Source organism: Enterobacter sp. RHBSTW-00994 (genome assembly GCF_013782625.1).
Lineage (GTDB): Bacteria > Pseudomonadota > Gammaproteobacteria > Enterobacterales > Enterobacteriaceae > Enterobacter.
On sequence record NZ_CP056199.1, the window covers coordinates 1,593,454 to 1,606,063 of the forward strand.

General features: G+C 49.3%; 10 protein-coding genes. 7 read left to right on the forward strand and 3 right to left on the reverse strand.

The features are described from left to right. Positions 1 to 15 precede the first annotated feature (15 nt). From pflB to ycaO, 3 genes are all read right to left on the reverse strand, one after another. Positions 16 to 2,298 carry a formate C-acetyltransferase gene (gene pflB / locus HV346_RS07470; RefSeq protein ID WP_181622896.1) on the reverse strand — a complete coding sequence of 761 codons (2,283 nt, stop codon included), beginning with the start codon at positions 2,296 to 2,298 and terminating at the stop codon, positions 16 to 18. Between the two features lie 51 nt (positions 2,299 to 2,349). Beyond that, on the reverse strand, positions 2,350 to 3,207 hold the full coding sequence (focA, locus tag HV346_RS07475; protein WP_181622897.1) for a formate transporter FocA: 858 nt from the start codon (positions 3,205 to 3,207) through the stop codon (positions 2,350 to 2,352). Positions 3,208 to 3,613: 406 nt separating this feature from the next. Further along, complete coding sequence (ycaO, locus tag HV346_RS07480) at positions 3,614 to 5,374, reverse strand: 30S ribosomal protein S12 methylthiotransferase accessory factor YcaO (protein ID WP_181622898.1); 1,761 nt, start codon at positions 5,372 to 5,374, stop codon at positions 3,614 to 3,616. A gap of 138 nt (positions 5,375 to 5,512) precedes the next feature. Here ycaO and HV346_RS07485 point away from each other — a divergent pair, with 138 nt between their 5' ends. The 7 genes from HV346_RS07485 to tnpA all read left to right on the forward strand — a co-directional run bounded on the left by HV346_RS07485 (position 5,513) and on the right by tnpA (position 12,513). Next, a complete protein-coding gene (locus HV346_RS07485) occupies positions 5,513 to 6,205 on the forward strand; it encodes a DUF421 domain-containing protein (protein WP_181622899.1) in 693 nt (230 codons plus the stop codon). 162 nt (positions 6,206 to 6,367) lie between these two features. Continuing rightward, positions 6,368 to 7,456, forward strand: a complete 1,089-nt coding sequence (gene serC / locus HV346_RS07490; protein WP_181622900.1) for a 3-phosphoserine/phosphohydroxythreonine transaminase — start codon at positions 6,368 to 6,370, stop codon at positions 7,454 to 7,456. A gap of 68 nt (positions 7,457 to 7,524) precedes the next feature. Further along, positions 7,525 to 8,808, forward strand: coding sequence for a 3-phosphoshikimate 1-carboxyvinyltransferase (gene aroA / locus HV346_RS07495; protein WP_181622901.1), 1,284 nt, complete (start codon positions 7,525 to 7,527; stop codon positions 8,806 to 8,808). Between the two features lie 185 nt (positions 8,809 to 8,993). Next, the gene (gene cmk, locus HV346_RS07500) at positions 8,994 to 9,677 is read left to right on the forward strand and encodes a (d)CMP kinase (protein WP_181622902.1); all 684 of its coding nucleotides are present in this window, start codon (positions 8,994 to 8,996) and stop codon (positions 9,675 to 9,677) included. Positions 9,678 to 9,785: 108 nt separating this feature from the next. Next, positions 9,786 to 11,459, forward strand: a complete 1,674-nt coding sequence (gene rpsA / locus HV346_RS07505; RefSeq protein WP_004860074.1) for a 30S ribosomal protein S1 — start codon at positions 9,786 to 9,788, stop codon at positions 11,457 to 11,459. Positions 11,460 to 11,629: 170 nt separating this feature from the next. Further along, the gene (ihfB, locus tag HV346_RS07510; RefSeq protein ID WP_003858233.1) at positions 11,630 to 11,917 is read left to right on the forward strand and encodes an integration host factor subunit beta; all 288 of its coding nucleotides are present in this window, start codon (positions 11,630 to 11,632) and stop codon (positions 11,915 to 11,917) included. A 179-nt stretch (positions 11,918 to 12,096) separates the two neighbouring features. After that, complete coding sequence (tnpA, locus tag HV346_RS07515; RefSeq protein WP_181623716.1) at positions 12,097 to 12,513, forward strand: IS200/IS605 family transposase; 417 nt, start codon at positions 12,097 to 12,099, stop codon at positions 12,511 to 12,513. Positions 12,514 to 12,610 lie beyond the last annotated feature (97 nt).

Genomic DNA, 12,610 nt, shown 5'->3' on the forward strand with positions numbered 1-12,610 from the left:
TTCAGTCAATTCCAGTTAGATGGATTGAGTGAAAGTACGGGTGATAACGTCCTGCTGCTGTTCTTTCGTCAGGGAGTTAAAACGTACTGCGTAGCCAGATACGCGGATGGTCAGCTGCGGATATTTTTCCGGGTTTTCCATCGCGTCGAGCAACATTTCACGGTTCATAACGTTCACGTTCAGGTGCTGACCACCTTCGATGGACGCTTCGTGATGGAAGTAACCATCCATCAGACCCGCCAGGTTGGTTTTACGCACTTCGTCGTCTTTACCCAGGGCGTTTGGAACGATAGAGAAGGTATAAGAAATACCATCTTTCGCGTAAGCAAACGGCAGTTTAGCAACAGAGGTCAAAGAGGCTACAGCACCTTTCTGGTCACGACCGTGCATTGGGTTAGCACCTGGGCCAAATGGCGCACCAGCACGACGACCGTCTGGGGTGTTACCCGTTTTCTTACCATACACAACGTTAGAGGTGATGGTCAGAACAGACTGAGTCGGGATAGCGTTACGGTAGGTGTTCAGTTTCTGAATTTTCTTCATGAAACGTTCTACCAGGTCAACCGCCATGTCATCAACACGTGAATCGTTGTTACCAAATTGCGGGTATTCACCTTCGATTTCGAAATCAACAGCCAGGCCGTCTTCGTCACGAATTGGTTTAACTTTCGCATATTTGATTGCGGACAGGGAGTCAGCAGCAACGGACAGACCAGCGATACCACACGCCATAGTACGAACAACGTCACGGTCGTGCAGTGCCATCAGAGAGGCTTCGTAGCTGTATTTGTCGTGCATGTAGTGAATCACGTTCAGCGCGGTAACATACTGTTTAGCCAGCCAGTCCATGAAGTGATCCATGCGGTCCATCACTTCGTCGAAGTTCAGAACATCGCCTTTGATCGGTTCAGATTTAGGACCAACCTGCATTTTCAGTTTTTCATCAACGCCGCCGTTGATTGCGTACAACATGGTTTTCGCCAGGTTTGCACGTGCACCGAAGAACTGCATTTGTTTACCAACGACCATTGGGCTTACGCAGCAAGCGATAGCGTAGTCATCGTTGTTGAAGTCCGGACGCATCAGGTCATCATTCTCATACTGCAGAGAAGAGGTGTCGATGGACACTTTAGCGGCAAATTTCTTGAAGTTCAGAGGCAGTTTTTCAGACCACAGAACAGTGATGTTTGGCTCCGGAGAAGGACCCATGGTGTACAGGGTATTCAGGAAGCGGAAGCTGTTTTTGGTAACCAGAGTACGGCCATCAACGCCCATACCACCGATAGATTCAGTTGCCCAGATTGGGTCACCGGAGAACAGTTCATCATATTCAGGGGTACGCAGGAAGCGAACCATACGCAGTTTCATGACCAGGTGGTCAATCATTTCCTGAGCGTCTTGTTCGGTGATTTTGCCTGCTTTGATGTCGCGTTCGATGTATGCATCCAGGAAGGTGGATACACGACCGAAGGACATTGCTGCACCATTCTGAGATTTAACCGCAGCCAGGTAGCCGAAGTAAGTCCACTGGATAGCTTCCTGAGCGTTGGTGGCAGGACCAGAGATATCGCAGCCATATTTAGCAGCCATTTCTTTGATCTGACCCAGCGCACGGTGCTGTTCTGCGATTTCTTCACGCAGACGGATAGTGGCTTCCAGATTTACACCGTTTTCCAGATCAGACTGCAGGGAAACGAACTGTGCATATTTGTCTTTCAGGAGGAAGTCGATACCGTACAGCGCAACACGACGGTAGTCACCAATGATACGGCCACGGCCATACGCATCTGGCAGACCAGTCAGAACGCCAGATTTACGGCAGTTCAGGATGTCTTTGGTGTAAACATCAAATACGCCCTGGTTATGGGTCTTACGGTATTCGGTGAAGATTTTTTTCAGCATCGGGTCCAGTTCGCGATTGTACGCTTTGCAGGAACCTTCAACCATTTTGATACCACCAAACGGGATAATTGCACGTTTCAGTGGCGCTTCAGTCTGCAGACCAACAATTTTCTCAAGCGCTTTGTTGATGTAGCCAGCGTCGTGAGAAGTGATGGTGGATGCAACAGAGGTGTCAAAATCAACTGGCGCGTGAGTGCGGTTTTCCAGTTTAACGCCTTCCATTACGTTGTCCCACAGCTTGGTTGTTGCGTCGGTCGCACCAGCCAGGAAGGATTCGTCGCCTTCATACGGGGTATAGTTTTTCTGAATGAAGTCACGTACGTTTACTTCATTCTGCCAGTCACCTTTCGTAAAACCTTCCCAGGCTGTGGCTAACTTTTCATTAAGCTCGGACATGTAACACCTACCTTCTTAAGTGGATTTTTTATTTACTGCCTGAGAAAACCATCAATGATGGTCGTCGCCACGCAGGTAAATGACCCAGTATGTCAACCCAACTAACAAACCCCCACCAATAATGTTCCCGATAGTGACCGGGATCAGGTTATCAGTAATGAAGTTCATAACAGTCAGGTGAGAGAAACTTTCCGGGGTTGAACCAACTGCAGTCCAGAACTCCGGGCTCGCAAAATGACGGATTACAATACCCATAGGGATCATAAACATGTTTGCGATACTGTGCTCAAAGCCGCTGGCAACAAACATCGCAACCGGTAGAACCATAATCATGGCTTTATCCATCAGGCTACGACCAGAATAGCTCATCCAGACAGCCAGGCAGACCATAAGGTTCGCAAGAATGCCAAGAGCAACGGCTTCGATAAATGTATGGTGCATTTTGTGGTCGGCAGTTTGCAGGACATTAAGGCCCCAGCCACCGTTAGCGGTCATATACTCGCCTGATAACCACATCAACAGAACAAAGAGTAGTGCGCCAATCAGGTTCCCAACGTAAACGTTAAGCCAGTTACGCGCCAGTTGTCCCCAGGTAATTCTTCCGCTGGCTTTCGCGACGACAATCAGAACCGTCGAGGTGAAAAGGTCAGCGCCACAAATCACACACAGGATCAAACCCAGTGAGAAGCAGATACCTCCGATGAATTTGGCAATCCCAAAAGGCATTCCGGCTGTACCGGTGGTGGCAGTAATGTAGAAGACAAAAGCAATGGAGATGAACACACCAGCAGTAATCGCCAGATAGAACGTCTTCATCGGGTGTTTTGTTGCTTTATAGACACCCGCTTCTTCGGCAACTTTGGCCATCGCAGCTGGGAGTAATAGATCAAAAGGGTTGTCAGCTTTCACACTAACTCTCTCTTTATTAAGTCGGCGACGAGATACTAACAAAGCATTATAGAAGAGAAATTGATATAGATCATATCTCGCCTGGCTTATAGGCCCTCAAAGCGCATGGTTTTGCAACAATGTGGGTGTAAGTTTTTGATTATCCGTATAAAAATAAATTTTAAAAGTTATGAAAAGAGTTGAATTTTTTCTCCCGCCCCCCTGTTAAACAGTTAATTAAAATGGAGTATTACCCATAAAAAGTAACAGTAATACGCAGGCAATAATTATTATATTTACCTGTATTTAACTTTATTATTACAAACAAGTGTCATTGCTGAAGGAAATAAAAAACGGGGCAATGAAATTGCCCCGTAATATAGCCCAGACGATTGAATCCGCCTACAGTTGCTAATGTTATATGCGCTTATTTTGACCAGTAAGCGGCTTTTGCTTTCTGTAATTTCTCATACGCATTCAGCAGAGACTGGTGTGCAGGGAACGCTTTAAGATTGCTATCGACTGCCTGCAGGCCATAGAAGGGCTCTTCGCCGCTCAGTGCCGCGCTGGCCGCTTCGACGGCGTCTGCGCCATACATGCGCACAAACGCATTCAGGTATTGCAACGGTTGACGATCTTCTTCCTGCGCCAGCAACAGTAGCGTTTGCAAACAACGGTAGTAGTTGGTGCGTTCTGCAGAGAACACGGACTGGTTGAATTCCATTGTCCATTCAGTCCATGCCAGTGCCTGATCCAGATCCCCACCCGCCAGGGCAAGCATCGCTTTCAGTTCACCAATACGCAGAGTATACCAGCCATTATCTTTGCCGGTTGCCAGGCCCAGCAGCTCGCGTACGCGGGTGAAGTCATCATGGCCTTCATCGTCCAGTTGGGCGATCAGGTTAAGATAATCTTCTTTTTCCCACTCGCTGCCAGGCAAGGCCAGCAGCGTTTCACGGAGATGCGCACCCATGCTGTTGTTCGCCAGCCACAGATCTTCTGCTGGATAGATATCAGACATACCCGGCACAATAATACGGCAGGCATAGACGCTAAGGTGCTCGTAGTCGGCAATATACACTTCCTGGTCTTCAGCCTTGAAGATAGCCATCAGCGTGGCAAACTCTTCTTCTGTCGTGCCAGAGAAGCTCCAGTCAACAAACGGATAATCTGCATCTTGCTTAAACATATCCCAGGAGATCAAACCGCTGGAATCGATGAAGTGCGTCTCCAGGTTGGTATGCTCTGCCACTTCTTCATCATCGAAGGTTGGTGGCGTGAACACATCGAGATCCTTCAGGCTACGGCCTTGTAGCAGTTCGGTCACTGTACGCTCAAGTGCCACGCCGAAGTCTGGGTGTGCACCAAAGGAGGCGAAGCAGGTTCCGTTCGCCGGATTGAACAGCACTACGCAGATGACTGGATACTTGCCACCGAGAGAACCGTCATACGCAAAGATTGGGAAACCTTCAGCTTCCAGTTTAGCGATGGATTCCACCACGCCCGGATAACGCGCCAGCACATCCGCCGGAATTTCAGGCAGACTGATGGATTCCGCAATAATGCGGTTTTTGATGTGGCGTTCGAAGACTTCAGACAGACCCTGCACGCGCGCTTCATTACGGGTGTTACCCGCAGACATGCCGTTCGAAACATACAGGTTGCCGACGATGTTCATCGGAATATAAACAGTTTGCTCATCAGACTGACGAGTAAACGGCAGGGCGCAGATCCCACGCTCCTCGTTACCCGATTGCAGGTCGATCAGCATGCTGGCGGTAAGTTCGTTATCGGCATCGTAAAACGCACGAAGGCGAGCATCCAGAATGCCTTCCGGCAGTTCGTCATCTTCGGTTAGTGGAAACCATTTTTCATTCGGGTAATGAACGAATGGACCGTTAGCAACGGTGTCACCCAGCCAGAAATCGGCGAAGAAATAGTTCGTCGACAGACGCTCAAAATACTCACCCAGAGCAGAAGCCAATGCGGCTTTTTTGGTCGCGCCTTTCCCATTGGTAAAGCACAACGCACAGTCTTTGTCACGAATATGGACGGACCAGACGTGAGGAACAGGATTCAGCCAGGAGGCCTCTTCGATATTAAAGCCGAGGTCGGTCAGTTTCTGCTGGAAGCGAGCGATGGAATCTTCCAGGGCGGCGTCTTTGCCGGGGATAAACGTTTGAGTCATAGCGTTCACTTTTATCGTACGTAAAGCGCGCAATGATACGGGTTTTGCGTGGCAGGTGCTATCTTCGCGAGGCGTGCGGCGTAAATAAAAGCCTGGGCTATTCTTAGATACAGTAACTGACTGTAAAGGCATATAAAAATGAAAGCATTCGATCTTCACAGAATGGCTTTTGATAAAGCCCCTCCCGATTTCTTATGGGAAGTTGCATTGCGTTGTCTCTATACCTTCGTTTTGGTCTTCCTGTTTCTGAAAATCACCGGGCGTCGCGGTGTTCGGCAGATGTCGTTATTTGAAGTGTTGATTATTCTGACACTGGGATCGGCGGCAGGGGACGTGGCATTTTATGACAACGTACCAATGATCCCTGTACTGGTGGTTTTTGTGTCTCTTGCACTGATGTACCGCCTGGTGATGTGGCTGATGTCAAAAAGCGAGAAACTGGAGGATTTGCTGGAAGGAAAGCCGGTCATCATCGTAGAAGAGGGGCAACTGGCCTGGCAGAAACTCCGTGAAGCGCATATGACGGAATTTGAGTTTTTTATGGAGCTACGTCTGAGCAATATTGAACAGCTTGGCCAGGTCAGGCTGGCCATTCTGGAAACAAATGGCCAAATCAGCGTCTATTACTATGAGGATGATGCGGTCAAACCAGGATTGTGTATTTTGCCGGAACGCTGCATTGAGCGCTTCAGGGTCATCCCGGAAGGTGGGGAATATGCGTGTGTGCGCTGTAGCGTTGTTATCACCTTGCAGGCAGGCGATCGCCAATTATGTCCCCGCTGTGCAAATCCAGAATGGTCGAAGGTTAGCTGGGCTAAACGCATTAGCTGACAGCCATTTTGTCGGTTTTGTGACAGCCCTCTGGCAGATTATATTGTGTGACGACGAACACATTTCTCAGGTCATAAGTTTTAGACATTGCGGCGCGTGTCACTGAATGATAAAACCGATATCCACAGTTATAACTTATGGCTTTTAGCGTGGTGAGGGGAAATGGCTCAAGTCTTTAATTTCAGTTCAGGTCCGGCAATGTTACCGGCAGATGTGCTTAAACAGGCTCAACAGGAACTTTGTGACTGGAACGGTCTGGGTACATCGGTGATGGAAATCAGCCACCGTGGTAAAGAATTTATTCAGGTGGCTGAAGAGGCAGAAAAGGATTTTCGCGATCTGCTGAATATTCCCTCGAACTATAAAGTATTGTTCTGCCACGGTGGTGGACGCGGTCAGTTTGCGGGTATCCCACTTAATCTATTGGGTAACAAAACCACTGCTGACTATGTTGATGCAGGCTACTGGGCTGCCAGCGCGGTAAAAGAAGCGCACAAATACTGCACTCCGAACGTTATTGATGCCAAAGTGACCGTTGAGGGTCTGCGTGCCGTTAAGCCGATGAGCGAGTGGCAGCTTTCCAGCGACGCTGCGTACCTGCACTACTGCCCGAACGAAACAATTGATGGTATTGCTATTCACGAAGAGCCCAATTTTGACAAGAACGTGGTTGTGACCGCGGATCTTTCTTCTACTATTCTTTCCACACCGCTGGATGTTAGCCGCTATGGCGTAATCTATGCGGGTGCGCAGAAAAATATCGGCCCTGCCGGCCTGACCCTCGTTATCGTGCGTGAAGACCTGCTGGGTAAAGCCCATCAGTCTTGTCCGTCAATTCTCGATTATACCGTGCTGAACGATAACGATTCCATGTTCAACACCCCACCGACATTTGCCTGGTATCTCTCCGGCCTGGTCTTTAAATGGCTGAAGCAAAATGGTGGTGTGGCGCAAATGGACAAGGTCAACCAACAAAAAGCGGATTTGTTGTACGGCGTGATTGATAAGAGCGATTTCTACCGTAACGACGTAGCGAAGACCAACCGATCTCGTATGAACGTGCCTTTCCAGTTAGCGGATGGCAATCTGGATAAAGTCTTCCTCGAAGAGTCGTTTGCTGCTGGCCTGCATGCGTTGAAAGGCCACCGGGTGGTAGGGGGTATGCGTGCCTCTATTTATAATGCGATGCCGCTGGAAGGCGTTAAGGCGCTGACCGATTTCATGATTGACTTCGAACGTCGTCACGGCTAATTGCGTTTTTTTCACCCCCGCAGTTCTGCTGCGGGGTTTTTATTATGTTGATTTGAGAGTTAAGTTTCATGGAATCCCTGACGTTAAACCCTATCGCGCGGGTCGATGGCACGATTAATCTGCCTGGTTCAAAAAGTGTCTCGAACCGCGCTCTGCTGCTGGCTGCTCTGGCAAATGGTACGACTGTCCTCACCAACCTGCTGGACAGCGATGATGTTCGCCATATGCTCAATGCGCTGAAGGCGTTGGGAGTTCATTACACGCTGTCTGACGATCGTACTCGTTGTGAAGTGACGGGGAACGGTGGTGCGCTGCGCTCTGCAGGCGCACTTGAGCTTTTCCTGGGAAATGCCGGGACAGCAATGCGTCCGCTGGCGGCCGCCCTGTGCCTGGGAAGTAATGACATCGTGCTGACTGGCGAGCCTCGCATGAAAGAGCGACCGATCGGCCATCTGGTTGATGCTCTGCGTCAGGGGGGGGCCCAGATTGATTATCTGGAACAAGAAAACTATCCGCCACTACGTCTTCGCGGTGGTTTTACCGGCGGTTTCGTTGATGTTGATGGCAGTGTCTCAAGCCAGTTTTTGACCGCATTGCTGATGACGGCTCCCCTGGCTGAGCAGGACACGGTGATCACCATTAAAGGTGAACTGGTCTCTAAACCGTATATTGATATCACGTTGCACCTGATGAAAACATTTGGTGTTGTGGTGGATAACCAGGCGTACCAGCGTTTCGTCGTGCGAGGTGCGCAGCAATACCAGTCACCAGGTCATTATCTGGTTGAAGGGGATGCATCCTCTGCGTCATATTTTCTTGCTGCCGGGGCGATTAAAGGCGGTACGGTGAAAGTCACGGGTATTGGTCGTAACAGCGTTCAGGGCGATATTCGCTTTGCTGATGTGCTGGAGAAAATGGGCGCTGTTGTCACCTGGGGCGATGACTTCATCTCCTGCACGCATGGCAAACTTGATGCCATCGATATGGATATGAATCATATTCCCGATGCGGCCATGACGATTGCGACGGCGGCCCTGTTTGCCAAAGGAACCACAACTCTGCGTAATATCTACAACTGGCGCGTGAAAGAGACTGACCGCCTGTTTGCAATGGCGACGGAGTTGCGTAAGGTTGGTGCTGAAGTGGAAGAGGGCGAGGATTTCATTCGCATAACACCACCGGCAAAACTGCAGTTTGCCGAGATTGGTACGTATAACGATCACCGGATGGCGATGTGTTTTTCGCTGGTTGCGCTGTCTGACACGCCAGTAACTATTCTTGATCCGAAGTGTACGGCTAAAACGTTCCCTGATTATTTTGAACAGTTAGCACGCATCAGTACACTTGCCTAAGCTTTGCCAGCCGCACCTTTGGGTGCGGCGATCCCTTACGTTTCCTGACGATCATCCTCGCCCATTTCTTCTACACTCAGCTTCAATAATTCCGTAATTTGCACGCAAAGATAACAGTTGCAGGCGTTGGCGCGTATAATGCGCGGCGTTCATGTTAACGGTACGCCTTGATTAAGGAGAAAAAGATGACGGCAGTTGCCCCGGTAATCACCATTGATGGGCCAAGTGGCGCAGGGAAAGGTACTCTGTGTAAAGCGATGGCGGAAGCATTGCAATGGCATCTTTTAGATTCGGGAGCAATTTATCGCGTGTTGGCTCTGGCCGCGCTGCATCACCACGTTGATGTGGCCTCTGAAGAGGCGCTGGTTCCTCTGGCTGCGCATCTTGATGTTCGCTTTATCTCCACTGACGGTAATCTGGAAGTGATTCTTGAAGGTGAAGACGTGAGCGGTGAGATCCGCACTCAGGAAGTAGCGAATGCGGCATCGCAGGTTGCTGCTTTCCCGCGTGTTCGTGAAGCCCTTTTACGCCGTCAACGCGGTTTCCGCGAAGCGCCGGGTTTGATTGCTGACGGCCGCGATATGGGGACGGTCGTTTTCCCGGATGCACCTGTTAAAATTTTCCTTGATGCCTCCTCGGAAGAACGTGCTCATCGTCGCATGCTTCAGTTGCAGGAAAAGGGCTTTAGTGTTAACTTTGATCGCCTTTTATCCGAGATAAAAGAGCGCGATGATCGCGATCGAAATCGTGCTGTTGCACCACTTGTTCCTGCAGAAGATGCTTTAGTGCTGGATTCGACCAGTTTAACTATTGAGCAAGTGATTGAAAAAGCGTTACAATACGCGCGCCAAAAACTGGCACTCGCGTAACCGCGACAGATTTGTAGTACCCCGTTGCAATGGATTGACGGCGGGTATGTGAAACAACCCCATCCGGCATGGAGCCAGGTGGACGTTATATTAACCTGAAGATTAAACATGACTGAATCTTTTGCTCAACTCTTTGAAGAATCCTTAAAAACAATCGAAACCCGTCCGGGTTCCATCGTTCGTGGTGTTGTTGTTGCTATTGATAAAGATATCGTACTGGTTGACGCCGGTCTGAAATCTGAATCTGCTATCCCAGCAGAGCAGTTCAAAAACGCACAGGGCGAGCTGGAAATCCAGGTCGGTGACGAAGTTGACGTTGCGCTGGATGCAGTAGAAGACGGCTTCGGTGAAACTCTGCTGTCCCGTGAAAAAGCTAAACGTCACGAAGCTTGGATCACGCTGGAAAAAGCTTACGAAGAAGCTGAAACTGTAGTCGGTGTTATCAACGGCAAAGTTAAAGGTGGCTTCACTGTTGAGCTGAACGGTATTCGCGCGTTCCTGCCAGGTTCTTTGGTAGACGTTCGTCCGGTTCGCGACACTCTGCACCTGGAAGGCAAAGAGCTTGAATTCAAAGTAATCAAGCTTGACCAGAAACGTAACAACGTTGTTGTTTCTCGTCGTGCCGTTATCGAATCCGAGAACAGTGCAGAACGCGATCAACTGCTGGAAAACCTGCAGGAAGGCATGGAAGTCAAAGGTATCGTTAAGAACCTCACTGACTACGGCGCATTCGTTGATCTGGGCGGCGTTGATGGCCTGCTGCACATCACCGACATGGCGTGGAAACGCGTTAAGCACCCAAGCGAAATCGTGAACGTGGGCGACGAAATCACTGTTAAAGTGCTGAAGTTCGACCGCGAGCGTACCCGTGTGTCCCTGGGCCTGAAACAGCTGGGCGAAGATCCATGGGTTGCTATCGCTAAACGTTACCCAGAAGGTACTAAACTGACTGGTCGCGTTACCAACCTGACCGACTACGGCTGTTTCGTTGAAATCGAAGAAGGCGTTGAAGGCCTGGTTCACGTTTCCGAAATGGACTGGACCAACAAAAACATCCACCCATCCAAAGTTGTTAACGTTGGTGATGTTGTGGAAGTTATGGTTCTGGATATCGACGAAGAACGTCGTCGTATCTCCCTGGGCCTGAAACAGTGCAAAAACAACCCATGGCAGCAGTTCGCGGAAACCCACAACAAGGGCGACCGTGTTGAAGGTAAAATCAAGTCTATCACTGACTTCGGTATCTTCATCGGCCTGGACGGCGGCATCGACGGCCTGGTTCACCTGTCTGACATCTCCTGGAACGTTGCAGGCGAAGAAGCAGTACGTGAATACAAAAAAGGCGACGAAATCGCAGCAGTTGTTCTGCAGGTTGACGCAGAACGTGAGCGTATCTCTCTGGGCGTTAAACAGCTCGCAGAAGATCCGTTCAACAACTGGGTTGCACTGAACAAGAAAGGCGCAATCGTAAACGGTAAAGTGACTGCAGTTGACGCTAAAGGCGCAACCGTAGAACTGGCTGACGGCGTTGAAGGTTACCTGCGCGCTTCCGAAGCTTCACGTGACCGCGTTGAAGATGCAACTCTGGTTCTGAGTGTTGGTGACGACGTTGAAGCTAAATTCACCGGCGTTGACCGCAAGAACCGTGCAATCAGCCTGTCTGTTCGTGCTAAAGACGAAGCTGATGAGAAAGATGCAATCGCAACTGTTAACAAGCAGGAAGATGCAAACTTCTCTAACAACGCAATGGCTGAAGCTTTCAAAGCAGCTAAAGGCGAGTAATATCAAGTTCTCGGCATCATTTTGAGTGGTAACGTAATTACACCTCAAAGTATAACGAGCAGACTTGACAGATTGCAGGATTCGTCCTGTAATCAATAACAAAGGGCGGCTACGGTCGCCCTTGTTTAATAAGCTGTTTAGCTAATTGGTTTGAAGGAACCGGAGGAATCATGACCAAGTCAGAATTGATTGAGAGACTTGCCAGTCAGCAACCGCATATCCCTGCAAAGGCAGTGGAGGATGCTGTAAAAGAGATGCTGGAGCATATGGCCACCACTCTTGCCCAGGGCGAGCGCATTGAAATCCGCGGTTTCGGTAGCTTCTCCCTGCACTATCGTGCTCCACGAACCGGGCGTAACCCGAAGACAGGCGATAAAGTTGAGCTGGAAGGTAAGTACGTTCCGCACTTTAAGCCAGGTAAAGAACTGCGCGATCGCGCCAATATTTATGGAAACTGAGTTTACCCTTCTGGGATAAACTGAGTTAAAAAGAAAGCACCTGCGGGTGCTTTTTTTGTTGTCACCCTTAAACCACCTCCTGGGGAGATGGTGATTGCTCCTGTAAGGCTATAGCCTGAAGAATGCCCATGCCGGAATATCTCTGCTTACTCACCACAAGTAAAAGGAGACAAACCGACATGGGGCTTTACAGGAGTTCATCACATGTATATTGGCGTTGTAAATACCACATAGTCTGGACGCCTAAGTACCGCTTCAGGATCCTCAAAGATAAGTTGGGCAAGGAACTTTACAGAACAATCTATATTCTCTGTGGAATCAAAGATTGTGAGGTTCTGGAGCTAAATGTTCAGCCAGATCATGTACATCTTGTAGTAATCGTTCCGCCGAAGCTCTCAATATCAACCCTGATGGGTCATCTCAAAGGCCGTAGCGCGATCAGGCTGTACAACCGTTTTCCACATATCAGAAAGAAGCTATGGGGAAACCATTTTTGGTCCCGTGGCTATTTTGTGGATACGGTAGGAGTGAATGAAGAAATTATCAGACGATACGTGAGGCATCAGGAGAAAACGGAACAAACGCATGAACAGTAGATGGAATTGCTAGAGTAGTAAACGGAAAGTGACAATAGCCCCCCTTACAGGGGGCATTCTCAAAAGCCACCTTCTAAGAAGGTGGTCTTTTACTTTT

Coding starts and splice junctions, on each gene's coding strand:
- pflB (WP_181622896.1), bottom strand. CDS start 2,298: ATGTCCGAGCTTAATGAAAAGTTAGCCACAGCCTGGGAAGGTTTTACG.
- ycaO (WP_181622898.1), bottom strand. CDS start 5,374: ATGACTCAAACGTTTATCCCCGGCAAAGACGCCGCCCTGGAAGATTCC.
- HV346_RS07485 (WP_181622899.1), top strand. CDS start 5,513: ATGAAAGCATTCGATCTTCACAGAATGGCTTTTGATAAAGCCCCTCCC.
- serC (WP_181622900.1), top strand. CDS start 6,368: ATGGCTCAAGTCTTTAATTTCAGTTCAGGTCCGGCAATGTTACCGGCA.
- aroA (WP_181622901.1), top strand. CDS start 7,525: ATGGAATCCCTGACGTTAAACCCTATCGCGCGGGTCGATGGCACGATT.
- cmk (WP_181622902.1), top strand. CDS start 8,994: ATGACGGCAGTTGCCCCGGTAATCACCATTGATGGGCCAAGTGGCGCA.
- rpsA (WP_004860074.1), top strand. CDS start 9,786: ATGACTGAATCTTTTGCTCAACTCTTTGAAGAATCCTTAAAAACAATC.
- ihfB (WP_003858233.1), top strand. CDS start 11,630: ATGACCAAGTCAGAATTGATTGAGAGACTTGCCAGTCAGCAACCGCAT.
- tnpA (WP_181623716.1), top strand. CDS start 12,097: ATGGGGCTTTACAGGAGTTCATCACATGTATATTGGCGTTGTAAATAC.